22 protein-coding genes are annotated in these 24674 nt (G+C 72.9%); 5 read left to right on the top strand and 17 right to left on the bottom strand.

Features of this window, described 5'->3' with window-relative positions:
- The first annotated feature begins 68 nt into the window (after nt 1-68).
- Nucleotides 69-1784, top strand: coding sequence for a DUF2637 domain-containing protein (locus AC3EVP_RS02830; protein WP_435125480.1), 1716 nt, complete (start codon nt 69-71; stop codon nt 1782-1784).
- Nucleotides 1785-1891: 107 nt separating this feature from the next.
- Here the strand turns inward: AC3EVP_RS02830 and lysS are convergent, their stop codons facing one another.
- Nucleotides 1892-3622, bottom strand: coding sequence for a lysine--tRNA ligase (lysS, locus tag AC3EVP_RS02835; protein WP_335978480.1), 1731 nt, complete (start codon nt 3620-3622; stop codon nt 1892-1894).
- A gap of 267 nt (nt 3623-3889) precedes the next feature.
- Between lysS and argS the strand changes: the two genes are divergently transcribed.
- On the top strand, nt 3890-5665 hold the full coding sequence (gene argS / locus AC3EVP_RS02840) for an arginine--tRNA ligase (RefSeq protein WP_335978481.1): 1776 nt from the start codon (nt 3890-3892) through the stop codon (nt 5663-5665).
- An 87-nt stretch (nt 5666-5752) separates the two neighbouring features.
- Here argS and AC3EVP_RS02845 read toward each other — a convergent pair whose 3' ends face one another.
- From AC3EVP_RS02845 to AC3EVP_RS02880, 8 genes are all read right to left on the bottom strand, one after another.
- The gene (locus AC3EVP_RS02845) at nt 5753-6301 is read right to left on the bottom strand and encodes a L,D-transpeptidase (protein WP_335978482.1); all 549 of its coding nucleotides are present in this window, start codon (nt 6299-6301) and stop codon (nt 5753-5755) included.
- Nucleotides 6302-6344: 43 nt separating this feature from the next.
- Complete coding sequence (hemB, locus tag AC3EVP_RS02850; protein WP_435125486.1) at nt 6345-7331, bottom strand: porphobilinogen synthase; 987 nt, start codon at nt 7329-7331, stop codon at nt 6345-6347.
- Between the two features lie 197 nt (nt 7332-7528).
- On the bottom strand, nt 7529-9181 hold the full coding sequence (locus tag AC3EVP_RS02855) for a bifunctional uroporphyrinogen-III C-methyltransferase/uroporphyrinogen-III synthase (protein WP_335978486.1): 1653 nt from the start codon (nt 9179-9181) through the stop codon (nt 7529-7531).
- Nucleotides 9178-10299: a hydroxymethylbilane synthase gene (gene hemC / locus AC3EVP_RS02860; protein WP_435125491.1), complete on the bottom strand. Its 1122-nt coding sequence runs from the start codon at nt 10297-10299 to the stop codon at nt 9178-9180. Before hemC ends, AC3EVP_RS02855 begins: the two co-directional genes overlap by 4 nt.
- On the bottom strand, nt 10292-11656 hold the full coding sequence (locus AC3EVP_RS02865) for a glutamyl-tRNA reductase (protein ID WP_435125494.1): 1365 nt from the start codon (nt 11654-11656) through the stop codon (nt 10292-10294). The genes hemC and AC3EVP_RS02865 overlap by 8 nt, the downstream gene beginning before the upstream one ends.
- Before the next feature lie 67 nt (nt 11657-11723).
- Nucleotides 11724-12434: a redox-sensing transcriptional repressor Rex gene (locus AC3EVP_RS02870; protein WP_335978491.1), complete on the bottom strand. Its 711-nt coding sequence runs from the start codon at nt 12432-12434 to the stop codon at nt 11724-11726.
- Nucleotides 12435-12565: 131 nt separating this feature from the next.
- Nucleotides 12566-13240, bottom strand: coding sequence for a 3'-5' exonuclease (locus tag AC3EVP_RS02875; RefSeq protein ID WP_435125499.1), 675 nt, complete (start codon nt 13238-13240; stop codon nt 12566-12568).
- 192 nt (nt 13241-13432) lie between these two features.
- On the bottom strand, nt 13433-13678 hold the full coding sequence (locus tag AC3EVP_RS02880) for a glutaredoxin family protein (protein WP_435125502.1): 246 nt from the start codon (nt 13676-13678) through the stop codon (nt 13433-13435).
- An 83-nt stretch (nt 13679-13761) separates the two neighbouring features.
- Between AC3EVP_RS02880 and AC3EVP_RS02885 the strand changes: the two genes are divergently transcribed.
- The 3 genes from AC3EVP_RS02885 to AC3EVP_RS02895 all read left to right on the top strand — a co-directional run bounded on the left by AC3EVP_RS02885 (nt 13762) and on the right by AC3EVP_RS02895 (nt 17455).
- Nucleotides 13762-14688, top strand: a complete 927-nt coding sequence (locus tag AC3EVP_RS02885; RefSeq protein ID WP_335978496.1) for an HAD family hydrolase — start codon at nt 13762-13764, stop codon at nt 14686-14688.
- Nucleotides 14689-15136: 448 nt separating this feature from the next.
- On the top strand, nt 15137-15934 hold the full coding sequence (locus tag AC3EVP_RS02890) for an ECF subfamily RNA polymerase sigma factor, BldN family (RefSeq protein WP_335978498.1): 798 nt from the start codon (nt 15137-15139) through the stop codon (nt 15932-15934).
- A gap of 198 nt (nt 15935-16132) precedes the next feature.
- A complete protein-coding gene (locus AC3EVP_RS02895; RefSeq protein WP_435125505.1) occupies nt 16133-17455 on the top strand; it encodes a DUF5667 domain-containing protein in 1323 nt (440 codons plus the stop codon).
- A 25-nt stretch (nt 17456-17480) separates the two neighbouring features.
- Here AC3EVP_RS02895 and AC3EVP_RS02900 read toward each other — a convergent pair whose 3' ends face one another.
- The 8 genes from AC3EVP_RS02900 to AC3EVP_RS02935 form a co-directional block, all read right to left on the bottom strand.
- Nucleotides 17481-18722 carry a lysophospholipid acyltransferase family protein gene (locus tag AC3EVP_RS02900; RefSeq protein ID WP_435125508.1) on the bottom strand — a complete coding sequence of 414 codons (1242 nt, stop codon included), beginning with the start codon at nt 18720-18722 and terminating at the stop codon, nt 17481-17483.
- The gene (locus tag AC3EVP_RS02905; RefSeq protein ID WP_435125510.1) at nt 18719-19807 is read right to left on the bottom strand and encodes an NAD-dependent epimerase/dehydratase family protein; all 1089 of its coding nucleotides are present in this window, start codon (nt 19805-19807) and stop codon (nt 18719-18721) included. Before AC3EVP_RS02905 ends, AC3EVP_RS02900 begins: the two co-directional genes overlap by 4 nt.
- 173 nt (nt 19808-19980) lie before the next feature.
- Complete coding sequence (locus AC3EVP_RS02910) at nt 19981-20196, bottom strand: 30S ribosomal protein bS22 (protein ID WP_435125512.1); 216 nt, start codon at nt 20194-20196, stop codon at nt 19981-19983.
- A 29-nt stretch (nt 20197-20225) separates the two neighbouring features.
- The gene (locus AC3EVP_RS02915; RefSeq protein ID WP_202235362.1) at nt 20226-20438 is read right to left on the bottom strand and encodes a helix-turn-helix domain-containing protein; all 213 of its coding nucleotides are present in this window, start codon (nt 20436-20438) and stop codon (nt 20226-20228) included.
- A gap of 129 nt (nt 20439-20567) precedes the next feature.
- Nucleotides 20568-21368, bottom strand: a complete 801-nt coding sequence (locus tag AC3EVP_RS02920) for a phosphatase (protein ID WP_435125516.1) — start codon at nt 21366-21368, stop codon at nt 20568-20570.
- 90 nt (nt 21369-21458) lie between these two features.
- The gene (locus AC3EVP_RS02925; RefSeq protein ID WP_435125518.1) at nt 21459-22646 is read right to left on the bottom strand and encodes an acetoin utilization protein AcuC; all 1188 of its coding nucleotides are present in this window, start codon (nt 22644-22646) and stop codon (nt 21459-21461) included.
- Nucleotides 22615-23847: an MFS transporter gene (locus AC3EVP_RS02930; RefSeq protein ID WP_435125521.1), complete on the bottom strand. Its 1233-nt coding sequence runs from the start codon at nt 23845-23847 to the stop codon at nt 22615-22617. Before AC3EVP_RS02930 ends, AC3EVP_RS02925 begins: the two co-directional genes overlap by 32 nt.
- Nucleotides 23848-23950: 103 nt before the next feature.
- Nucleotides 23951-24598, bottom strand: a complete 648-nt coding sequence (locus AC3EVP_RS02935; RefSeq protein WP_435125524.1) for an HAD family hydrolase — start codon at nt 24596-24598, stop codon at nt 23951-23953.
- Nucleotides 24599-24674: the final 76 nt, after the last annotated feature.

Consider the following 24674-nt stretch of genomic DNA (forward strand, 5'->3'; position numbering starts at 1 on the left):
ACCCGTATGTGGCAGTCTGGGGCGGCCAGTTCAGGGGAAGAGGTGCCGAGCAGCAGGAGGGGCCGCGGGTGGCCGCGATACGTTTGACCCGGACACACCGGATATTGGTCGGCATCGTCATCTCCGGTGCCGTGGTGATCGCCGGGATCGGTTTCGCCGGTTCGTACGCCGCCGTGCGCACGCTCGCCCTGCACAAGGGCTTCGGCTGGTTCGCCAACGTCTTCCCGATCGGTGTGGACGCCGGGATCGTCGTCCTGCTCTCGCTCGACCTGCTGCTGACCTGGCTGCGCATCCCCTTCCCGCTGCTGCGGCAGACCGCGTGGCTGCTCACCGCCGCCACCATCGCCTTCAACGGCGCCGCGGCCTGGCCGGACGCGCTCGGCGTCGGCATGCACGCGATCATCCCGGTGCTGTTCGTGGTGTCGGTCGAGGCCGCCCGGCACGCGATCGGCCGGATCGCCGACATCACCGCCGACAAGCACATGGAGGGCGTGCGCATCACCCGCTGGCTGCTCGCCCCGCTGCCGACCTTCCGGCTGTGGCGGCGGATGAAGCTGTGGGAGCTGCGCAGTTACGAGGAGGTCATCCGGCGCGAGCAGGACCGGCTGGTCTACCGGGCCCGGCTGCGGGCGCGGTACGGCATCGCGTGGCGGCGCCGCGCCCCGGTCGAGGCGATCATGCCGCTGCGGCTGGCCCGCTACGGGGTGCCGCTGTCCGAGACGGCCGACGCGGGGCTGGAGGCGGCGGGCATCGAACTGCTGCCCCCGGCCAAGCAGTTGACGGCGGGGAGCGGTGGGGCGGACGCGCTCGCCACGGGTGACGCGGCGGACGGCGGGCAGGTCGCCGACGAGCGGGCGGGTACCGCGGGCAGGGCTGCGGCCGCGGGCCAGGCCGGCCCGGGTGGACCGGGTGGGCCGGGTGGCCGAAACGGGTCCGCCGGACCGGTGCCGAACGGCCCGGTGAGCGACCTCGACGACGACTTCGACCTGGCACTGGCCCAGGCGCAGGAGTACGAACGGCAGTTGTACGAGCGCCAGTTGCTGGAGCAGCAGGGGTACCAGCAGGGCGATTGGCAGGGCGCGCCCCACCACAGTCCGTGGTTCGCCGCGCAGCGGGCCGCCGCCCAGGCGGAGTTCCCGGGCCACCCCTACCCCGGGCCGTACGGCGGGCCGGAGTACGACGAGGCCCAACAGGGATTCGCGGCCCAACAGGGGTTCGCCGCTCAGCAGGGCCAGGCTCCGGTGCCGGGCGCCGAGCCGCAGCAACCGCAGCAACCGCAGCAACCGCAGCAACCGCAGCAACCGCAGCAACCGCAGGTGATGGTGCCCGCCGGGCCCAACCGCACCCGACCGCTGGGCACCGTGGGCACCGTGGGCACCGAGGGCGAAGTGCCGCCCGAGGCACTCAACGGTGCGAACGGCACCCCGGTCCAGGGCGAAGGCGGCATCGCGCTGCCCGGCCAGCGCACCGAGGCACCCGCTGCCGCTCCCACTCCCGAGCCGGCGGCCGAGGCGGCCCCCGCACCGGAACCGGAGTCCGACCTCGCCACCTACCCGTCCGGCACCCTGCGCCTGCCCGACGACGTGCCGGTCGCCGACGCCTACTTCGCCGCCTACCGCCAGTACGTACGAGAGCAGGGCAGCTTCCCCAACACCCGCCAGCTCGCCCGGCTGCTGGAGGAGGCGTACGGCGGCAACGCACCCGAGCAGCGCGAACTGGTCGCCGCCCACCGCGAGTTGCGCTACCGCTACACCTCCGAGGCAGAGGCCGAGTACATCCCCTGATCGGGCGCCGATCCGGCCCGCCCCGCCCCTGATGCCGATCCGGCGGGGCGCCGCACTGCCGCACGGCGCCCCGCTCCTGCGGCCGGGAGCCGGCCGTCAGCAGACAGTCAGGAACCGCCGCCCAGCAGCGACCGCACCCGGTCCTGGCCCACGGCCAGCAGCAGGGTCGGCAGCCGCGGACCGGTGTCCCGGCCGACCAGCAGTTCGTACAGCAGCACGAAGAACGACCGCTGGGCCGCCTTGAGTTCGGGCGTCGGCTTCGCGTCGGGCGTCAGGCCGGCCCGGATCTTCGGGACCGCGTAGACCAGGGTGGTCAGGCCGTCCAGCGACCAGTGGCTGTCCAGGCCGTCCAGCAGCAGCTTCAGGGAGCCGCGGTCGGCGTCGTCGAGCGCGGCGAGGCGGTCGGTGTCGGGCTGGTCGCGCACCACGGTGCGCTGCTCGGCCGGGACGTACGTCGCGATCCAGTCCTCGGCGCGGTCCAGCCGCGGCCGCACCTCGGCGAGCGAGGTGAGCGGGTGCTCCGGGTCCAGCTCGGAGAGGATGCGCAGCGTCTGCTCCTCGGCGCCCGCGGTCACGTCGGCGACCGAGGCGAGGGTGCGGTACGGCAGCGGGTGGACGGTGCGCGGGAGTTCACCGCGGGCGGTGCCGACCGCCCGGCCGTACGCCGCCGCGTCGGCGGGGAGCACGGTGCCGTCGGCGACCTTGCGGGAGAGCGCGTCCCACTCGTCGTACAGCCGCTGGATCTCCTGGTCGAAGGCGATCTTGAAGGACTGGTTGGGCCGGCGGCGGGCGTACAGCCAGCGCAGGATCTGCGGCTCCATGATCCGCAGGGCGTCGCCGGGGGTGGGCACGCCGCCCTTGGACGAGGACATCTTGGCCATGCCGGAGATGCCGACGAACGCGTACATCGGCCCGATCGGCTGCTTGCCGCCGAAGATCGGTCCGACGATCTGCCCGCCGACCTGGAAGGACGACCCGGGCGAGGAGTGGTCGACGCCGGAGGGCTCGAAGACCACGCCTTCGTACGCCCAGCGCATCGGCCAGTCGACCTTCCAGACCAGCTTGCCGCGGTTGAACTCGCTGAGCCGGACCGTCTCGGAGTGGCCGCAGGCGCAGGTGTAGCTGAGCTCGGTGCTCTCGTCGTCATAGCTGGTGACGGTGGTGAGGTCCTTGCCGCAGCGCGCGCAGTACGGCTTGTACGGGTAGTACTCCGCGCCGGCGCCGCTGCCGTCGTCCTCCGCCGCGGCGCCCGAGCCCTCGGCGGCCGCCAGCTCCGCCTCGTCGACCGGCTTCTGGCCCTGCTTGGCGGCGGGGGCGGCCTTCTTCGTGCGGTACTGCGCGAGGATCGCGTCGATGTCGGCGCGGTGCCGCATGGCGTGCAGCACCTGGTCGCGGTAGGCACCCGCGGTGTACTGCGCGGTCTGGCTGATGCCGTCGAACTCCACGCCGAGGGCGCCCAGGGCGTCGACCATGGCGGACTTGAAGTGCTCCGCCCAGTTCGGGAACGGGGAGCCGGCCGGGGCGGGCACCGAGGTCAGCGGCTTGCCGATGTGCTCGGCCCACGAGTCGTCGACGCCGGGGATGCCCTTGGGCACCTTGCGGTACCGGTCGTAGTCGTCCCAGGAGATGAGGTGGCGCACCTCGATGCCGCGGCGCCGGATCTCGTCGGCCACCAGGTGCGGGGTCATGACCTCGCGGAGGTTTCCCAGGTGGATCGGGCCGGAGGGGCTGAGCCCGGACGCGACGACAACGGGTTTCCCGGGGGCGCGGCGCTCCGACTCGGCGATGACGTCGTCCGCGAAACGGGAGACCCAGTCGGCCTCGGTGCTTGCTGCCACGGTCCTCTTCTTCCTGGGGGTCTTCGACGGTGCTCGCCGCCGGCCGCGAAGCGTCCGCGGGACCGGCGGGCCGGGACCTGCCCGGCACCTTCATTCTCCCAGACCCGGCGCGTGCGGCGGCCAGCGAATAATCCGCCTGTGGACAACCCGGCGCGGCCGCTTCCGCCTGTGGATAACCCGGTGAGGGGGTCGCGGGGCCCGTGGGACAATGATGTCGCCACGGTCGCGTGGCACGTCCGATCTCCCGACACACGGAACGGCACCTCCATGGCCTCGGTCGCTTCCCTCTCCGCCTCGCTCCAGCAGCGCGTCTCCGCAGCCCTCGCGGCCGCGGTGCCGTCGGCCGTCGACGCCGACCCGCTGCTGCGACGAAGCGACCGGGCGGACTTCCAGGCGAACGGGGTGCTGGGCCTGGCCAAGCGGGCGAAGGCCAATCCGCGGGAGCTGGCCGCGGCCGTGGTCGCCGCGCTGCCCGCGGACGAGGTGGTCGGCGAGGTCGAGGTCTCCGGCCCCGGCTTCCTGAACATCACGGTGCCGGACGCGGCGATCACCGCCAACCTCGCCCTGCGCGCGGCCGACGAGCGGCTCGGCGTGCCCGGCAAGGCCGCCCCGGGCACCACCGTCATCGACTACGCGCAGCCGAACGTGGCGAAGGAGATGCACGTCGGCCATCTGCGGTCCTCGGTGATCGGCGACGCGATCGCGAAGATCCTGGAGTTCGAGGGCGAGAAGGTGGTGCGGCGGCACCACATCGGCGACTGGGGCACCCAGTTCGGCATGATGATCCAGTACCTGCTGGAGCACCCGCATGCGCTGGACCACACCGAGGCGGCCGGCACGGACGCCGGTGAGGCGTCCATGTCCCGGCTCGACCGGCTCTACAAGGAGTCCCGGGCGCTCTTCGACACCGACGAGGCGTTCAAGGAGCGGGCGCGGCGCCGGGTGGTCGACCTCCAGGCCGGCGACCCCGAGACCCTGGCGACCTGGCAGCGCTTCGTCGACGAGTCGAAGATCTACTTCTTCTCCGTCTACGACAAGCTGGACATCGCGATCGCCGACGAGGACATCGTCGGCGAGTCGGGGTACAACGACATGCTGGTCGAGACGTGCGAGCTGCTGGAGAAGTCCGGGGTGGCGGTGCGCTCGGAGGGCGCGCTGTGCGTCTTCTTCGACGACATCAAGGGCAAGGACGGCGAGCTGGTACCGCTGATCGTCCGCAAGTCCGACGGCGGCTTCGGGTATGCGGCGACGGACCTGTCCGCGATCCGCAACCGCACCGGCGACCTGCACGCCGACACCCTGCTCTACGTGGTGGACGTCCGGCAGTCGCTGCACTTCCGGATGGTCTTCGAGACCGCGCGGCGGGCCGGCTGGCTCACCGACGGCGTGGTGGCGCGCCACCTGCCGTTCGGCACCGTGCTCGGCGCCGACGGCAAGCCGTTCAAGACCCGGGCCGGTGCCAGCGTCAAGCTGGAGGACCTGCTCGACGAGGCGGTCCAGCGGGCCACCGCGGTGGTGCGGGAGAAGGGCGAGAAGATCGGCCTGTCCGAGCAGGAGATCGTGGACAACGGCCGGCAGGTGGGCATCGGCGCGGTGAAGTACGCCGACCTGTCCACGTCGCTGGGCCGGGACTACATCTTCGACCTGGACCGGATGGTCTCGCTCAACGGCGACACCAGCGTCTACCTCCAGTACGCCTACGCCCGGACCCGGTCGATCTTCCGGAAGGCGGCGGCCGGCCAGCGCCCCGTCGCCCACCCCGAGCTGGCCCTGGAGCCGGCCGAGCGGGCGCTGGGGCTGCACCTGGACGCCTTCGGGGACGCTCTGGCGGAGGTCGCCGAGAGCTACGAACCGCACCGGCTCGCCTCGTATCTCTTCCAGCTCGCCTCGCTGTTCACCACGTTCTACGAGCAGTGCCCGGTGCTGACCGCCGACGGCGGCCCGGCCCAGGTGGAGAACCGCCTGCTGCTGTGCGAGCTGACCGGCCGGACCCTCAGCAAGGGCCTGGAACTCCTCGGCATCCGCAGCCCCGAGCGCCTCTGACCCCTCCCGCCGCTCCCACCAGCGGCACAAGCGGGGCCGTCCCGGTGGACGGCCCCGCTTGTGCTGCTCCGCTCCGGGCGGCCGGTGCTACTTCAGGACCACGACCGTGGAGCCGATGACGGTGTTGTTCCAGATCTTGGTCTCGTCGGCACGGTGGACGCGGATGGCGCCGGTGCGCAGTGCGGAGGAGGGGGCGGTGACCTTGTCGTCGATCGGGGCGGAGAAGGCCACCCAGGTCTCGGCGGTGTACTCGAAGAAGACGACGTGTTCGACGTGGACGCCGTCGGAGCCGGTGCCGGTGGCGTTGCGCCCGGTCACGTAGTGGGTGCCGACCTGGGCGGGCACGGTGCCGGGCTGCACCAGGAAGGTGGAGGTGGGCCCGGAGCGCGGGACCACCCACACGCGGTGCTGGGAGATCGAGTAGACGATCCGCTTACCGGTGTCGGAGTGCGCGGGCACCGGCGGCGGGGTCTGCGGGGACTGCTTGCTCGCCGAGGGGTGCGGCGCGGGCGCCGCCGTGGCCGGCTTGCCGCCCGGGGCCGATCCGCTGGCCTGGATCGCCAGCACCGACACCACGGCCATCGCCCCGGCCGTCAGGCCGCTGACCGTGGCCCACGAGGGTATGCCCCGACTCATCGGACCCCCTCCCCTTCCTCAACAAGCACCCGCCCGGCGGCCGTCAGAGCCGCTGGGCGACTTCCGTGGCCCAGTAGGTCAGGATCATGTTCGCGCCCGCCCGCCGGATCGACGTCAGCGTCTCCATGATCGTACGGTCCCGGTCGATCCAGCCCTTCTCGGCGGCGGCCTCGACCATCGCGTACTCCCCGGAGACCTGGTACGCCGCGACCGGCACGTCGACGGTGTCCGCGACCTTCCTCAGCACGTCAAGATACGGCAAGCCGGGCTTGACCATCACCATGTCCGCGCCCTCCGCGAGGTCGAGCGCCAGCTCGCGCATCGACTCGCGCAGGTTCGCCGGGTCCTGCTGGTAGGTCTTGCGGTCGCCCTTGAGCGAGGAGCCGGTGGCCTCCCGGAAGGGGCCGAAGAAGGCGGAGGCGTACTTCACGGTGTAGGCGAGGATCGCCACGTCCTGGCGGCCGATCTCGTCCAGTGCGTCGCGCACCACACCGACCTGGCCGTCCATCATCCCGGACGGGCCGACCACATGGACACCGGCGTCGGCCTGTACCTGGGCCATCTCCGCGTAGCGCTCCAGCGTCGCGTCGTTGTCGACCCGGCCCTGGTCGTCCAGCACACCGCAGTGGCCGTGGTCGGTGAACTCGTCCAGGCACAGGTCGGACATCACGATGACGTCGTCGCCGACCTCGGAGACGACGTCGCGGATCGCCTGCTGGAGGATGCCGTCGGGGTCGGTGCCGGCGCTGCCCACCGCGTCCTTGGTCTCCGGGACGCCGAAGAGCATCAGGCCGCCCACGCCCGCCGCGGCCGCCTCCACGGCGGCCTTGCGGAGGGTGTCGCGGGTGTGCTGCACCACACCGGGCATCGAGGCGACGTCGACGGGGGCGCTGATGCCCTCGCGGACGAACATCGGGAGGATCAGCTCCGCCGGGTCCAGGCGGGTCTCGGCGACCAGGCGGCGCATCGCGGGTGAGGTGCGCAGGCGCCTCGGCCGCGCTCCGGGGAACTCGCCGTACCGGCTGCTCATCGGCTGCGCCGCCTTTCTGTGGACAACAGGGCCGTTTTCCACGGTACGCCCGCGCACAGGGTGCAGTTGCCGACGATCAGTCGGTGCCCCAGGTACCCTCAGGCGCCCCCGGGCCCTCCCTGGCGCCACGCCCCGGACCCCTCGGCAGGCGGCCCCCGAACCGACAGGACCGCCCGCCCCCGGCACTTCCGCGCCGGCTACACCCGGGAGCGGCGGCGCGCCCCGGGACGGCGCTCGCTGGGTCGCGTGACGGGGTCGCCCGCCGCCTCCGCCGCCGTACGCCGCGCCCGCCCGAACTCCGCCAGCGCCTGCGCCAGCGCGTGCACGGACGGCTCGGGGGCCATCACGTCCACCCGCAGCCCGTGCTCCTCCGCCGTCTTCGCCGTCGCGGGCCCGATGCACGCGATGACCGTCACGTTGTGCGGCTTCCCGGCGATCCCGACGAGGTTGCGCACCGTCGAGGACGACGTGAAGAGCACCGCGTCGAACCCGCCGCCCTTGATCGCCTCGCGGGTCTCGGCCGGCGGCGGCGAGGCGCGCACCGTCCGGTAGGCGGTCACGTCGTCGACCTCCCAGCCGAGTTCGACCAGACCGGCCACGAGCGTCTCGGTGGCGATGTCGGCGCGCGGCAGGAACACCCGGTCGATCGGGTCGAAGACCGGGTCGTAGGGCGGCCAGTCCTCCAGCAGCCCGGCGGCGGACTGCTCGCCGCTGGGCACCAGGTCCGGCTTGACGCCGAACTCGACCAGCGCCTGCGCGGTCTGCTCGCCGACGGCGGCGACCTTTATCCCGGCGAACGCCCGGGCGTCGAGGCCGTACTCCTCGAACTTCTCGCGGACCGCCTTGACCGCGTTGACCGAGGTGAACGCGATCCACTCGTAGCGGCCGGTGACCAGGCCCTTGACCGCGCGCTCCATCTGCTGCGGGGTGCGCGGGGGTTCGACCGCGATGGTCGGCACCTCGTGCGGCACCGCGCCGTAAGAGCGCAGCTGGTCCGACAGGGACGCGGCCTGCTCCTTGGTGCGCGGCACCAGCACCCGCCAGCCGAAGAGCGGCTTGGTCTCGAACCAGGACAGCTGCCGCCGGTGCGCGGTGGGCTCGCCGACGACGGCTATCGCGGCGATCGGGCCCTCCGGCGTCGGCAGCGCCTTGGTCGCCTTCAGCTCGGCCGCGATGGTCGCCAGGGTCGCGCTCCAGGTGCGCTGGCGGGTGGTGGTGCCGGCCACGGTGACGGTCAGCGCGGTGTCGGGCTTGCGCCCGGCGGCGACGAGTTCGGCGGCGGCCGAGGCGACGGTCTGGAGGGTGGTGGAGACCACCAGCGTCGCGGAGCTGGCGCCGACCTCGCCCCAGCACTGGTCGGAGGCGGTGGCCGCGTCCACGAACCGGACGTCGCCGCTGAGCGGCACACCGGCGTACGCGGGCACGCCGAGCGCGGCGGCGACGCCGGGGACGACCTCGAACGGGATGCCCGCGTGGGCGCAGGCGAGCATCTCCTCGGCCGCGGAGGCGTCCAGTCCGGGGTCGCCGGCGATCGCGCGGACCACCCGCTTACCGGTGCGCGCGGACGACATGACAAGCTGTGTCGCAGCAGCGGCGGCGTCCAACACCTCGCCGTCGGCGGCGGGTTCGGCCGTGCCCACGTCGGCGCGGGCGTGGCCGCGGACGACGTCGAGCACGTCGCCGGGACCGATCAGCACGTCGGCGAGGCCCAGGGCCTCGACGGCGCGCAGGGTCAGCAGGCCCGGGTCACCGGGCCCGGCGCCGAGGAAGGTCACGTGCCCGGCGGCTGGGGCGGCCGGACCGGCGGCGGTGCCGGCCGGGTTGGTTGTAACGACGGCGGCGGGGTTCAAGATGTGCGCTCCCCCATAAGACCGGCCGCGCCCTTGGCGAGCATCGCCACGGCGAGTTCGCGGCCAACGGCCCGCGCCTCGTCGTCCGACGCCGGTACGGGACCGGTGGTGGACATCTGCACCAGCGTGGTGCCGTCGGTGGTGCCGACGACGCCGCGCAGGCGCAGCTCGGTAAACTGCCCGTCGGCCACGAGGTCGGCCAGCGCGCCCACAGGGGCGGAGCAACCGGCCTCAAGGGCGGCGAGCAGGGATCGCTCGGCGGTCACGGCAGCCCGGGTGAACGGGTCGTCGAGTTCGGCGAGCTGTGCGGCCAACTCCTGGTTGGAGGCGGCGCATTCGACGGCGAGCGCGCCCTGCCCGGGAGCGGGCAGGCTGACGCCGGTGTCGATGAGCTCGCTCGCCTCGGCGAGTCTGCCGATACGGTTCAGCCCGGCGGCGGCCAGGACGACCGCGTCGAGTTCGCCTGAAGTAACGTACCCGATTCGGGTGTCAACATTGCCACGGATCGGGACCGTCTCGATCTCCAGTCCGTGTGACCGTGCCCACGCGTTGAGCTGGGCCATCCGGCGCGGCGAGCCGGTGCCGACCCTGGCGCCGGGCGGCAGTTCGGCGAAAGTGAGCCCGTCGCGGGCCACCAGCGCGTCGCGCGGGTCCTCGCGGACCGGGATCGCGGCGAGCACCAGGGCGTCGGGCGCCGTGGTGGGCAGGTCCTTGAGGCTGTGCACGGCGAAGTCGATGTCACCGGCGAGCAGCGCGTCGCGCAGCGCGGAGACGAAGACCCCGGTGCCGCCGATGCGGGCGAGCTCCTCCTTGGAGACGTCGCCGTAGGTGGTGATCTCGACGAGTTCGACGGCCCGGCCGGTCAGCTGCCGGACCTGGTCGGCGATCATGCCGGACTGCGCCATCGCGAGTTTGCTGCGGCGGGTGCCCAACCGCAGTGGCGCCGCGCTGTCGGTGGAGCCGCGCCGCGCGGCGCGTGCGGCCGGGTCCGCCGGCTGGTCCGAGAGCTGGTCCGACGGCTGGTCCGTCGGCGACGGCGGCTGGTCCGCGCCGGTCGTTCCGGGGGCCGCGGCCGGCGGCCGCACCGTTTCCGGCTCCGGCCCCGCAGGGTTACTCATTGCCCGCCTCGATTCGGTTCGGTGCCACCCGGGTCGGCGGCCGGGTGTCGGCCCGGCTGACGGCGGCGACCGCCTGCGGGTCGAGGTCGAAGAGTTCGCGCAGCGCGTCGGCGTACCCGGCGCCGCCGGGCTCGCCGGCCAGCTGCTTGACCCGCACGGTCGGCGCGTGCAGGAGCTTGTCCACCACGCGGCGGACGGTCTGGGTGATCTCGGCACGCTGCTTGTCGTCCAGGCCGGGCAGCCTACCGTCGAGGCGGGCGAGTTCACCCGCCACGACATCGGCGGCCATCGCGCGCAGCGCGACCACGGTCGGGGTGATCCGGGCCGCCCGCTGGGCCGCGCCGAAGGCGGCGACCTCCTCGGAGACGATCGCCCGGACCTGGTCCACGTCGGCGGCCATGGGCGCGTCGGCGGAGGCCGCGGCGAGCGACTCGATGTCGGCGAAGTGCAGCCCGTCGATGTGGTGGGCGGCCGCGTCCACGTCCCGCGGCATCGCCAGGTCCAGTACGGCCAGCGGCCCGTCCGCGGTGCGGCGGCGTACGGCGCCGCGCAGGTCGTCGGCGGTCAGCACCAGGCCGGTGGCGCCGGTGCAGGACACGACGAGATCGGCGTCGGCGACCGCGCCGGACACCTCGTCGATGGTCAGGGCGCGGGCGCTCAGCCCGGGGTGCTGCTCGCCGAGCATGGCGGCCAGCCGCTGGGCGCGCTCGACGGTGCGGTTGGCGACGGCCAGTTCGCGCACCCCGGCGCGGGCGAGGGTCGCCGCGGCCAGCGAGGACATCGAGCCGGCGCCGACCACCAGGGCGCGGCGGCCGGCGAGCGGGCCGGTGGCCGGGGCGAGTTGGGACAGCCCGAAGGTGACCAGGGACTGCCCGGCCCGGTCGATGCCGGTCTCGGAGTGGGCGCGCTTGCCGACCCGCAGCGCCTGCTGGAACAGGTCGTTGAGCAGGCGGCCGGCGGTGTGCTGCTGCTGGCCGAGGGCCAGGGCGTCCTTGATCTGGCCGAGGATCTGGCCCTCGCCGACCACCATGGAGTCCAGCCCGCAGGCCACCGACAGCAGGTGGTGGACGGCGCGGTCCTCGTAGTGCACGTAGAGGTGCGGGGTCAGCTCGTCCAGGCCGGCCGAGCTGTGCTGGGCGAGCAGCGTGGACAGTTCGGCGACCCCGGCGTGGAACTTGTCGACGTCGGCGTACAGCTCTATCCGGTTGCAGGTGGCCAGCACCACGGCCTCGGCGGCCGGTTCGCAGGCGACTGTGTCCTGGAGCAGCTTGGGCCGCGCGCCCTCGGGCAGGGCGGCGCGCTCCAGCACGCTGACGGGGGCGGTGCGGTGGCTCAGCCCGACGACCAGAAGACTCATGAACACTCCCCGTCGCCCGCGGACCGGACGGCGCCGGACCCACCTCGCCGCATGGCGCTGCGCTCGTTCATGCCGGCATCACGGCGGGTACGTCGCCGTCCGGGTCCTGGCGTTCCTCACCGGCCTTGCGCTGCTCGTGGAAGGCGAGGATCTGCAGCTCGATGGAGAGGTCGACCTTGCGCACGTCGACGCCGTCGGGCACCGACAGCACCGTCGGCGCGAAGTTGAGGATGGAGGTCACACCGGCCGTGACGAGGCGGTCGGTGACCTCCTGGGCGGCGCCGGCCGGGGTGGCGATCACGCCGATGGACACCTGGTTGTCCGCGACGATCGTCTCGAGCTCGTCGATGTGCCGCACCGGCAGGCCCGCGACCAGCCGGCCGGCCAGGGCCGCGTCGGCGTCCAGCAGCGCGGCGACGCGGAAGCCGCGGGAGGCGAACCCGCCGTAGTTGGCGAGTGCGGCGCCCAGGTTGCCGATACCGACGATGACCACGGGCCAGTCCTGGGTGAGGCCGAGTTCACGGCTGATCTGGTAGACGAGGTACTCCACGTCGTATCCGACTCCCCGGGTCCCGTAGGAGCCCAGGTAGGAGAAGTCCTTGCGCAGCTTCGCGGAGTTGACTCCGGCGGCGGCGGCGAGTTCTTCCGAGGAGACGGTGGGCACCGAGCGCTCCGAGAGTGCTGTCAGTGCCCGCAGATACAGCGGAAGCCTGGCGACGGTGGCCTCGGGAATTCCTCGGCCGCGGGTCGCCGGTCGGTGTGTTCGGCCAGTTGCCACGGTGCTCCTGCGGGTAGAGCTGGGCTGAGGGCGACCGCGGTCTTTGGGGACGCCCCGTGGACGCCAGGCTATGTCTTTGTGAACGCGTGCACAAAGATGGTGTCCGATTTGCCCGGCGGAAGTGATGGGCATCACGCGTGCCCGTGGCGGGCATGCGGCACTGTTCGGCGGGCCGAATCGTTGCCGCGCCGCAGCCACAGGCCGTCCGCCGCCGCGAGCAGGCCGGACGGCTCCGGCCAGGGCAGCCCGGCCGCGGCCGCCAGCAGGTCGGACAGGCCCGGCAGTTGCGGGGCGTGGTGCGCGAACAGCGCGGCGGTGGCGCGGACGTCACCGAGCGCGGTGTGCGGACTCCAGTCGGTGACGCCGATGCGCGCCGCGCAAGCGCGCAGCGACAGTCCGTACGGCGCCGACGGGCCCAGCGCCGCCGCGGTCCGCATGGTGCACACCTCGGGCGCCGCGGGCAGCCGCAGTCCCAGCCGGGCGTACTCCGCGGCCAGGAAGGCCCGGTCGCAGCCGACGTTGTGGCCGACCAGCACCCGGCCGCGCAGCAGCGCCAGCAGCCGCGCCGCGATCGCGGCGAACCGCGGGGCTCCGGCCAGGTGTTCCGCCTCGATGCCGTGGATGTGCGTGGGGCCGACCGGGCCCTGCGGGTCGATCAGCGTGGTGAACTCGCCCTGCGGCACCAGGTCCCGGTCCAGCAGCAGCACCGCGAGCTCGACCACCCGGTGCCGGTGCGAGGACGAGCCCGTCGCCTCCACGTCCACGACGGCATAGCCGTACGAACCCTGGCTCCGGCCCGGAAGCACGCGCCCACGCTCCTCACGCATCGCCCCCGGGTGTACAAAACGCCCCCGATGGTAGTCGAACACGCGGCTACGCAGGCAATCCGCCCAAAAGCACCCACCACCGCCGGGCCGCGGGCACCGCCGGACGGGCCGGCGACGGTCAGGCGCCAAGGTCGGGCGCCGAGGTCGGGCGGCGGTCACATTCCGATCAGGTCAGGCGAGTGCCGCCCGCAGCCGCCGCTCGTCGACCCGCCAGAACGTGTGCTGCTCGCCGTCGACGAGCACCACCGGAATCTGCTCCCAGTAGCGGTCGTGCAACGCGGCGTCCTGGGTGATGTCCTGCTCGGTCACGACCGCGCCGGTCTCGGCCGCGACCTTCGAGATCACGGCGCGGGCGTCGTCGCAGAGGTGGCAGCCGGGCCGGCCGATCAGGGTCACCGTCTTCGGGGTCGTCGTCATGCCCGCCATTGTGTCCCGCGCCGTTCACGCGCCCGCATCCCGGCCGAAGCGGGCCCGCCCCCGGACCTCGTTATGCTCGCGGCATGGCCGCTCTCAAATGGCTCACCCCCCGTAGGCAGTCCGCCACCGAGCGGAGCGTGCTGGCAGGAGAGGCCGCCGCGGAGGCCGCGCTCGACCACCGGACGCAGGCCGGCGACGCGGCCGCCGAACCGGCGGAGCAGCAGTTCCCGGTGGCGGGCGACCCGCGGGCCGCCGCCTTCTTCGACCTCGACAACACCGTGATGCAGGGCGCCGCGCTCTTCCACTTCGGCCGCGGCCTGTACAAGCGGAAGTTCTTCGACAAGCGCGACCTGCTGCGGTTCGCCTGGCAGCAGGCGTACTTCCGGCTGGCCGGCGCCGAGGACCCCGAGCACATGCAGGACGCCCGCGACAGCGCGCTGTCCATCGTCAAGGGGCACCGGGTGGCGGAACTGACGGCCATCGGCGAGGAGATCTACGACGAGTACATGGCCGGGAAGATCTGGCCCGGCACCCGCGCCCTCGCCCAGGCCCACCTCGACGCCGGGCAGCGGGTGTGGCTGGTGACGGCCGCGCCGGTGGAGACCGCCGCGATCATCGCCCGCCGGCTCGGGCTGACCGGGGCGCTGGGCACCGTCGCGGAGTCGGTCGACGGCGTCTACACCGGCCGGCTGGTCGGCGAGCCGCTGCACGGCCCGGCCAAGGCCGAGGCGGTACGGGCGCTGGCGACGGCCGAGGACCTCGACCTGTCGCGGTGCGCGGCCTACAGCGACTCCACCAACGACATCCCGATGCTCTCGCTGGTCGGCCACCCCTACGCGATCAACCCCGACAGCGGGCTGCGCAAGCACGCGCGGGCCGAGGGCTGGCGGCTGCGCGACTACCGCACCGGGCGGAAGGCCGCGAAGATCGGGATTCCCGCGGCCGCGGGCATGGGTGCGGTGGCCGGCGGCGTCCTGGCGGCCCTGGCCGCCCGCAGACGCTACCGCTAGCCGCCCGGGCGAGCCCAACACCCCGACACGGCGGAGAGGCGCGCGGCGCCGTACGGAAGCGCGTGCGGCGCGCTCCGTACGATTCCGCGCGCCCGCGCCCGCCCGCGCGCACGGCTCGCGCCGGTGCACCGGAACACGCGCCCCGCACGGCACGCACGGCTCGTTCGGCCGGACCAGCGGCTCGCATCCGCGACTTCGACACGAGCACAACACGCGCTTCACACGAGCGCTTCACGACTCGAAGTGGTCAACTCGGGCGCCCCGTTCGATAATTGGTCGATCACGATTCCGCACAGGAAGTGCCGGAAACGGCGATTTCCACAACTCGGTGTAGCGCCGCCTGTACGAAGCGTTATTCTCCTCAGACGCATTCCGGTACCCGCACGTCGCCACGACGGGTGAACGGTCCCGTACTGCACGTGATGGAAGTTCTGCCTCTGGGAGTCCCGTGTACCCACACGACGGGGTTGTCACCTCCGGCCTGGCTGCGCTGCGCGCTCTGGTCACCGACCAGTTGCCGCGTGTCCCCGCGTACGCCGCGCCCGCCCTCGCCACGTCCGGTCCCACCGTCCCCGGCCCCGCCTACGCCCTGGCCGAAATCAGCACCGCCGCAGGCAGACGCACCCGCAACAGCAGCCCGCAGCGCGGCCAGGCCGCCGACAAGGCCGCCCCGGCCCGACGGCCCGCGTCGGACACCGACAGCGGCCGCATGATGGACCTGGTCGAAGCCGCGCAGAGCGGCGAGACCGAAGCCTTCGGCCGGCTCTACGACCACTACAGCGACACCGTCTACCGGTACATCTACTACCGGGTGGGCTCCAAGGCGACAGCCGAGGACCTCACCAGCGAGACGTTTCTGCGCGCCCTGCGCCGTATCGGCACCTTCACCTGGCAGGGCCGCGACTTCGGCGCCTGGCTGGTCACGATCGCCCGCAACCTGGTCGCCGACCACTTCAAGTCGAGCAGGTTCCGGCTCGAAGTGACCACCGGTGAAATGCTGGACGCCAACGAAGTGGCCCGCAGCCCCGAGGAATCGGTGCTCGAACAGCTCTCCAACGAAGCGCTGCTCACCGCCGTCCGCAAGCTCAACCCGCAGCAGCAGGAGTGCATCACCCTGCGCTTCCTCCAGGGCCTGTCGGTGGCCGAAACCGCCCGGGTGATGGGCAAGAACGAGGGCGCCATCAAGACGCTCCAGTACCGCGCGGTGCGCACCCTGGCCCGGCTGCTGCCCGAAGACGCCCGATGAGTGGCGCCCAGGGCGTACGCTGCCCGATCATCAGACCTGCGTAACCCAACCGGACCGGCACTCGTTGCAACACATGCAGACACTTCCGCGCCGCACGCCGCTCACCGCTTTTCACCCGATCGGGTGGACGGCTTCGGAGAGGGCAACCTTCCGGACGGCGGGTGGAGTCGAGTGTGGAGACGAGAGGAGGTGCCGCCCGTGATCGGACAGGCAACGGCACACCGTCGGGCGAACGCCTTCGCCCAGGCGGTCGAGGACGCCGGGCTCGACGGCGGCCGCGAGGACAGCACCGGCGGACACGGCGCCGGTGCCGGCACGGACGGCGCAGCGGACAGCCGCGGCGGCGGTACGCCCGGGGGCGCGTCCAGCGGTGCGCACAGCGCCGGCGAGACGCACGGCACGCACGCCGCCGACCGCCACGCCGACCCCGAGCAGGGTGCGATGGTCGCCCTCGCCGGTGCCATCGGCCGGCGCCCGCGCCCCGCGATGGACCCCGCGCGCAAGACGGTGCAGCGCGCCCAGCTGATCGCCGCCATGGAGCAGGCGATCGCCGACGGCAGCTTCCGCCCCGCCACCCGCGTGCCCGAGCAGCGCGGTGAGAGCGGCCGGCTCGCACCGGCCGCCGCCCTGCGCCGGTTCGCCCCGCGCTCCCGGCTGTCCCGCCGGCTCGCGGTCGGCGGGCTGACGATGGGGGTCGCCGCGGGCGCCCTGGGCGGTGTCGCCGCGGCGAGCACCAACGCCCTGCCCGGCGACAGCCTGTACGGCCTCAAGCGCAGCATGGAGGACATCAAGCTGGACATGGCGGGCAGCGACGCCTCCCGGGGCAAGGTCTACCTCGACATGGCGTCCACCCGCATGCAGGAGGCGCGCCGGCTGATGGACCGCGGCCGCGGCGGGCAGCTCGACCCCGAGTCCGTCGCCGAGGTGCGCAGGGCGCTGTCCGGGATGCACCAGGAGGTGGCCGAGGGGCACCGCCTGCTCACCGACGCCTACCGCAAGAACGGCTCGCTCCAGCCGATGGAGCTGCTCAACAGCTTCGCGGAGAGCCACCGCCAGGGCTGGACCGACCTGAGCGGCAAGCTGCCCAGCCAGCTCACCGACGTCTCCGACCAGGTGACCTCGCTCTTCGACGCCATAGACGCGGAGGTCGCGCCGCTGTCGCTGCCGCAGAAGGACCACTCCGGCGCCTCCGCCACCCATGGCGCGGACTCCGGCACCGGTCACGACGGCGGCCCGCGCGGCGGCTCCCCCTCGAGCGGCCCGTCCGCGACGGCCACGTCGAAGGACACGGCCGGGGACGACAGCGGGCAGAACCCCAGCCCCTCGCCCTCGGACAGCACCGCCGACGGACTGATCGGCGGCTCGGGCAACCTGCTCGGCACCGCGCCGAAGCTCCCGGACCTGCCGGAGACGACCCCGACGCCGACCCCCAGCCCCACCCAGCACTCCGTCGAGCTGCCCCCGCTGCTCCCCGGGCTGCTCCCCGGCCTCGGCCTGACCAGCAGCACCGACGACAGCTGACGCGGCACCGTGCGGCGCCGCCCGGTCAGAAGAACACCGAGCGGCGCTCCACCAGCAGTTCGTACAGCGTGTGCTGGATGGTCTCCCGCACCTGGTCGGTCAGGTTGAAGACGAGCATCGGGTCGTCCGCGGCCTCCGGAGCGTAGGAGTCCGTGGGGATCGGCTCGCCGAACTGGATCGTCCACTTCGTCGGAAGCGGAACCAGGCCGAGCGGGCCGAGCCAGGGGAAGGTCGGGGTGAGCGGGAAGTACGGGAAGCCGAAGACCCGGGCGAGGGTGCGGGAGTTGCCCACCATCGGGTAGATCTCCTCGGCGCCCACCACCGAGCACGGCACGATCGGCACCTTCGTTTTCAGTGCCGTCGCCACGAACCCGCCCCGCCCGAACCGCTGGAGCTTGTACCGCTCCGAGAAGGGCTTGCCCAGGCCCTTGAAGCCCTCGGGCATCACCCCGACCACCTCGCCCCGCTCCAGCAGCAGTTGCGCGTCCTCCGCGCAGGCGAGGGTGTGGCCGGCCTTCCGCGCCAGCTCGTTGACGACCGGCATCATGAACACCAGGTCCGCGGCGAGCAGCCGGAGGTGGCGGCCGGCCGGATGGTGGTCGTGCACCGCGACCTGGGTCATCAGCGCGTCGATCGGCAGCGTCCCGGAGTGGTTCGACACCACCAGGGCGCCGCCCTCGGCGGGGATGTTCTCGATGCCCCTGACCTCGACCCGGAAGTACCCCTCGTACAGCGGGCGCAGCAGCGACAGCAGCACCTGGTCGGTCAGCTCGGCGTCGAAGCCGAACTCGTCGACGTCGTAGTCCCCGGTCACCCGCCGCCGCAGGAAGGACAGGCCGCCGGCGACCTTCCGCTCCCACGGGCCGCCGAGCAGCCGGTCGGCGACCGCGCCGAACGCCGCGGACAGCGACGCCCCGAGGTCCTCCGCACCGCCCGGGCCACCGCCCTCCGCCGCCGGATCGTCGGCCGCCTCCGGGCGGACACCGTCGGCGGCGCCTCCACCGCCGCCGTGCGGGCCGTGTCCGGCGCCTGCCGGCGGTGTTCCGTCCGCCTGTGCCGGAATGCCCGGGCCGTCCTCCGGAACGGCCGCCAGCGGCGCCTGGGCGGCACCCGCGGCCTTCTGCCCGGACCCCGCCGCACCCGCCTTGCGCTCCCGGCCCCGCGACCGCCGCGCGCCACCACTGCCGCTGCTGCTGCCGGCGCCGCCGGCACCCGCGCCGCGGCGGCGGCCGTCGTCCCCGAACGGGATGACCTTCGCGTCCGTCATGACTGCCGTTCCTCCTGCCGCTCCGGCCCCCGCTTCGTTCCCGGCCCCGCGGCCGCCGCCCGCCGCACCCGCGCCGCCATCCCGTCGACCGCTGCCGCCAGCCGGGCCGGCGGCAGCAGGCCGCCGGCCCGGGAGCGGGCGAAGTCGTGGAAGGTCTCCGCGGTGGTGTGGACGGGGTGGAAACCCAGCGTCTCCCGCATCTGCCGGGTGTCGACCACCCGGCCGTGGGTGAGCAGCCGGATCTGCTCGGCGGAGAAGTCCGTCACACCCGCGGTGCGCAGCATCCGCCCCACCCAGGTCACCGCGGGCAGCAGCACCGGCACCGTCGGGCGCCCCAGCCGCCGCGCGGTCTGCGACAGCAGCAGCACCCCGTCCCCGGCGATGTTGAACGTGCCGCTGTTCAGCGTCCCGCGCCGCGGCTCCGTGGCCGCGACCACCAGCACCTCGTCGACGTCGTCCTCGTGCACGAACTGGAGCCTGGGGTCGTATCCGAACACCGTGGGCAGCACCGGCAGGTCGAAGAACTCCGCGAGCGGGGTGTCCGCGCGCGGCCCGAGGATGTTGGCGAAGCGCAGCACCGCCACCGCCACGTCGGGCCGGCGCCGGGCGAAGCCGCGCACAAAGCCCTCGACCTCGACCGCGTCCTTCGCGAAGCCGCCGCTGGGCAGCGACTTGACCGGGGTGGTCTCGGTGAAGACCGCCGGGTCGCGCGGCGCGGAACCGTAGACGCTCGTGGTGGACTTCACCACCAGCCGCCGGACCGTCGGCGCCTTCTGGCACGCGCCCAGCAGCTGCATGGTGCCTATGACGTTGGTCTCCTTGGCCTGGGTACGGCCGCCGGCGCCCAGCGGGGTGCCGCTGACGTCCAGGTGCACCACGGTGTCCACCGCGTGCCGCGCCAGCACCTTTCCGATCACCGGCTGCCGGATGTCGGCCCGGACGAACTCCGCGTCCCCCAGGTCGTGGTCGGGCGGCACCACGTCGACCGCGACCACCCGGTCCACCTCGGGCTCGCGCTGCACCCGCCGGACGAACCGCCCGCTGAGCTGCCGCGCGACTCCGGTGACGAGCACCACCTTGCCCACGTTCAGCGCCTTCCTGAGGGAATGCTGTCACCGTACCCCGCCGCCGTGTCACCGCGGTGACGCAACGCCCCCGCCCGCGGGCGGCCGCCGAACGGCCCCGGACACGCCACTGCCCCCTTCCACCACCCTGGATCGGGCGGTCGAAGGGGGCAGGAGAGCGGCAAGCAGCCCGCTTACTTCTTGTTGCGGCGCTGGACACGCGTCCGCTTCAGAAGCTTGCGGTGCTTCTTCTTCGCCATACGCTTGCGCCGCTTCTTGATGACAGAGCCCACGACAACCCTCGCTTCGGTTTCACTCGGTGCGGGGCGTCCGAGCCCACACGACCTACGTCGGCCTAGCCTACCCGCCCCGAGCGGACGAACGTAACCGAGGCCCACGCGGCCCGTCACCGGCCCGTTACCGGACCGCTCACGGCAGCTCAGGCAGACTCCACCCCCACATAGCTCTCCCGCAGGTATTCGTGCACGGCCTGCTCCGGAACCCGGAAGGACCGACCCACGCGAATCGCCGGCAGATGACCGCTGTGCACCAGGCGGTACACGGTCATCTTCGACACCCTCATGACCGCCGCTACTTCGGCGACAGTGAGGAACACGACCTCGTTGAGAGGCCGACTTTCAGTTACAGCCATGACACACCTGAACCTTCCGCACATGACGGCCACCGGCTTCCCCTCCGGCGACTCCAAACAGGCATGTGCGCTCCCCCTCAGATTAGGGGCGGATGATGCAAGTGGGGAAGAGGAGTTGCGAAGGGAGGATTACTGCCCGAGCCATGCGCTCTTCAGGACGTAACGGGTGACCGGCCGGTAGTAATCCGACCGAGCGGTGTCGTCGAGTGGTACGGCCACCGACACTCTGCCCTCCGCCTCCGCCACGAAAACCGCCGGGTCGTCGCAGTCCCCGATACCGATCGCCTCGATGCCCAACTGCCCTGCCCCGCAGACGAATCCATGGTCCCCCACCACGAGTTTCGGCAGAATTCCCGCCTGCTGCGCGGCCGCCGCGAGGGCCGCCCTGACCGGCAGCGGCGAGTGGGTGTGCGCGCCCCGCTCGGCCCCCTCCGCCCGCACCACCGCGACCCCGCCGACGTAGCCGAGGCGGTGTACGCGTACGCCGAAATGAGTGGGCATCCGCATGCAGTGGTCGTAGTGCGGGGTGAGCACCTGGCACCCGGCCGCCGACAGCGCGGCGGCCAAAGTTGCGTAGAAACCAAGGAGACGATGTGGATGTCCTGTGCCCAACAGGACGGGTAGCCGGTCATGCGCCGCACGCGCCAACCGCTCCGCGAACGCGTCCAGCGCCGCCACCGTACGGTCCGGATCGATCGCGTCGGGCCCCGACGTCCGGCACGGATCGGCCGACACCCCGCACCGGTCCGCCATCAACCGCAGCAACTCCGCCCGGTCCCACGCCCCCTCCGGCTCCAGTCCGCAGGTCTGCCGCGGATCACGCGCCGCGAACAACCCGTAGTTCACCAGGCTCTGCTCCCGCGCCGTGGCCACCTCGCCCGCGAGCCCCACCGCCACCAGATGTGCGCGCAGCGCACCCACACTCACCACGCGCCCGATCCTGCACGGGCCCCGCGGCCGGTACATAACGAACCTTCCGAAATCACCCCCACGGGTGGGCCGTCGAACCCCGCCACGGCCCTACGGCAGCAGCCCATGCAACGGGAAGACCGCCCGCCGCGTCGCCAGCACCGCCTGGTCCAACCGCGACGCCGGGTCGTACCCCCCGTCGTCGAACTCCGCCCACCGCCCCGGCGCACCGTCCGTCATCCGCGCCGACACCGACGTCCGCGTCAGCGCGTACGCCTGGTCCTGCCACTCCCGCGGCACCGCCGTCCGCGGCTCGACCGGCGTCCCCGCCGCAATGCCCACCAGATGCGCCCACGCCCGCGGCACCACGTCCGCGACGGCGTACCCGCCACCGCCCAGCGCCACCCAACGCCCCTGCGCGTGCTCGTGCGCCAGCCGGTGGCACGCCTCCGCCACCACCCGCTGCGCGTCCAGCGACACCGCCAAGTGCGCCAACGGGTCCTCCACATGGCTGTCCGCGCCGTGCTGCGACACCAGCACCTGCGGCCGGAACGCCGCCACCAGCGCCGGCACCACCGCGTGGAACGCCCGCAGCCAGCCCTCGTCCCCCGTGCCCGCCGGCAGCGCCACGTTCACCGCGCCGCCCTCCGCGTCCGCCCCGCCGGTCTCCTCCGGCCACCCGGTGGCGTACGGGAAGAGCGTGCGCGGCGTCTCGTGCAGCGAGATCGTCAGCACCCGAGGGTCGTCCCAGAACGCCGTCTGCACACCGTCCCCGTGATGTACGTCCGTGTCCACGTAGACCACCCGCTCCGCGCCCAGCTCCAGCAGCCGCGCCACCGCGAGCGCCGCGTCGTTGTAGACGCAGAACCCCGCCGCCTGGCCGGGCATCGCGTGGTGCAGCCCGCCGGCGAAGTTGACCGCATGGTCGGCCTCGCCCCGCCACACCGCCTCCGCCGCGCCCACCGACTGCCCGGCGATCAGCGCGGAGGCGTCGTGCATCGCCGCGAACGCCGGGTTGTCCATGCTGCCGATGCCGTACGCCGCCTCGGTCCCGGCCTGGGCCGCCGCCGGGTCCGCCGAGGCGCGGCGCACCGCCGCCACGTAGTCCGACCGGTGCACCAGCTCCAGCGTCGACTCACCCGCCGCCGGAGCCGCCACCACCTTGAGCCCCGCGTCCAGGCCGAACGCCCGCACCAGGGCCCAGGTCAGCTTCAGCCGCACCGGGTCCATCGGGTGCCCGTCCCCGAAGTCGTACGCCGTTACCCGGTCATCCCACATCAACTGCGCGCGGCCGCTCATGGCCGACACCGTACCCGCCGGGACCCGCCGCGAAAGATCGCGCGTACAGCAGCGTGGCTCCCACCAGGACCATCGGTACGACCATGGCACCGCGGTAGCTCCACGCGTCGCCGAGCGCCCCGACCAGCGGCGATCCGACCAGGAACCCCACGTAGTTGAAGATGTTCAGCCGCGCGATCGCCGAGTCCGACCCCTCGGGGAACATCCGCCCGGCCGCCGCGAACGTCTGCGGCACGATCACGCACAGCCCGAACCCGAGCAGGGTGAAGCCGAGCATGCCCACCCACGGCCCCGGCGCCACCGCCACCACCGCGAACCCGGCCATGGCGACGACCGCGCCCACCCGCACCACCGCGACCGCCCCGAACCGCCGCACCCCCTGGTCCCCGACCGCCCGCCCGAGCAGCGTGGTCACCATGTACACCGCGTACGGCACCGTGGAGAGCTGGTCCGAGCTGTGCAGCGTGTCCTGGAGGTACTTCGCACTCCAGTTGGAGACCGTCGAGTCGCCGATGTACGCGAAGGCCATCACCAGGCACAGCGGCAGCAGCATCCGCATGACGACCTGCTGGGCGGCCCCGCCCCCATCCGGGCTGCGTCCCTCCGCCACGTCGGCCGACACACCGCCCGGCTGCTGGTCGCGGTACCAGCGGCTCGCCGTCAGCGTCAGCGGGATCAGCACCAGCACCGCCGGCCCGTACAGCGAGAACAGCGCGAAGTGCCAGTGCGCGCCCGACCAGGCGAGCGACGCCCCGACGATGCCGCCCAGGCTGTAAGCCGCGTGGAAACCCAGCATGATGCTCTGGCCCCACTCCCGCTGGAGGCTGACGCCCAGCATGTTCATCGACGCGTCCAGCCCGCCGACGCACACCCCGAACAACGCCAGCGTCACCGCCGCCGTCCACACCCGGTCCCCGGCGCCCAGCCCCGCCAGCACCAGCCCCACCACCGGCTGCACCCAGCGCAGCACCACGCTCGGCCGCACCCGCTTCACCAACTGCTCGGTCAGCACGCTCCCGACGCCCGCCAGGATCGGCACGGCCGCCAGGAACACCGGCAGCAGCCCGTCACTGATCCCGTAGCGGTCCTGGATCGCGGGGATACGGGTCACGAGCAGCGCGAAGAGCGCGCCCTGCGCGAAGAAGCTGACCTCGAGGGCAGCCCGGCCTTGCCGCAGAGCCTGCGGGCGAGCGACATCCATAAGCGAGCAGGCTAAGCGCGGGAGCTACGGATGAGTAGGGTCTGTGCGGACGATTCCGCACGGTCAGCCGGTCGGCGGGTCGGCAGCTCGGTCGGTCGGCAGCTCAGCCGGTCAGCAGCGCGGGCAGCTCCGTCATCCGCTCGAACAGCGCGGTCGCCCCCGCCAGGTTCCCGGGCGGCGTCATCGCGGTGAACCCGTACACGTCCATCCCGGCCGCGACCGCCGCCTGCACGCCCAGTCGGCTGTCCTCCACCACCGCACAGCGGCCCGGCGCGACACCCATCTCCCGGGCGGCGTGCAGGAACAGGTCGGGGGCCGGCTTGCCACGCCCCACGTCCTGCGCGGAGAAGATCCGCTCCTCCCCGAACCGCTCGTACAGGCCGGTCTTCCGCAGCGCGACCCGAATCCGGTCATGCCCGCCGGAGGAGGCGAGGCAGTACGGCACCCCGTCCGCGGCGAGCTGGTCCAGCACCGCGGCGACGCCGACAACGGGCTCCAGGTCCCGTTCGAAGGCGGCGAAGACCTGGGCGTGGAACGCGTCGTCGAAGTCCGCCGGCAGCACGGCCCCCGACCGCTCACGCACCAGGTCGTGCACCCGGTGCATCGCGGCACCCATGAAGTCCCGGAGCGAGTCCTCGTACGTGGTGGGGTGCCCGGCCGCGGTCAGGCGCTCCGCGAGGATGCGGTTGGAGATCGGCTCGCTGTCCACGAGGACGCCGTCGTTGTCGAAGATCACCAGGTCGTACTGCACGGGCTCACGCTACCCGGACGGTACAACGCAAAAAAGCCCGGGTCCCCCGAATAAATCCGGGGAACCCGAGCTGAAT

The organism is Actinacidiphila sp. bgisy144, assembly GCF_057708105.1.

Bases quoted from the DNA above. Each gene is read 5' to 3' on its own strand.
- argS (WP_335978481.1), top strand. From the start codon at position 3,890: ATGGCCTCGGTCGCTTCCCTCTCCGCCTCGCTCCAGCAGCGCGTCTCC.
- AC3EVP_RS02845 (WP_335978482.1), bottom strand. From the start codon at position 6,301: ATGAGTCGGGGCATACCCTCGTGGGCCACGGTCAGCGGCCTGACGGCC.
- hemB (WP_435125486.1), bottom strand. From the start codon at position 7,331: ATGAGCAGCCGGTACGGCGAGTTCCCCGGAGCGCGGCCGAGGCGCCTG.
- hemC (WP_435125491.1), bottom strand. From the start codon at position 10,299: ATGAGTAACCCTGCGGGGCCGGAGCCGGAAACGGTGCGGCCGCCGGCC.
- AC3EVP_RS02865 (WP_435125494.1), bottom strand. From the start codon at position 11,656: ATGAGTCTTCTGGTCGTCGGGCTGAGCCACCGCACCGCCCCCGTCAGC.
- AC3EVP_RS02880 (WP_435125502.1), bottom strand. From the start codon at position 13,678: ATGACGACGACCCCGAAGACGGTGACCCTGATCGGCCGGCCCGGCTGC.
- AC3EVP_RS02885 (WP_335978496.1), top strand. From the start codon at position 13,762: ATGGCCGCTCTCAAATGGCTCACCCCCCGTAGGCAGTCCGCCACCGAG.
- AC3EVP_RS02900 (WP_435125508.1), bottom strand. From the start codon at position 18,722: ATGACGGACGCGAAGGTCATCCCGTTCGGGGACGACGGCCGCCGCCGC.
- AC3EVP_RS02915 (WP_202235362.1), bottom strand. From the start codon at position 20,438: ATGGCTGTAACTGAAAGTCGGCCTCTCAACGAGGTCGTGTTCCTCACT.
- AC3EVP_RS02925 (WP_435125518.1), bottom strand. From the start codon at position 22,646: ATGAGCGGCCGCGCGCAGTTGATGTGGGATGACCGGGTAACGGCGTAC.
- AC3EVP_RS02930 (WP_435125521.1), bottom strand. From the start codon at position 23,847: ATGGATGTCGCTCGCCCGCAGGCTCTGCGGCAAGGCCGGGCTGCCCTC.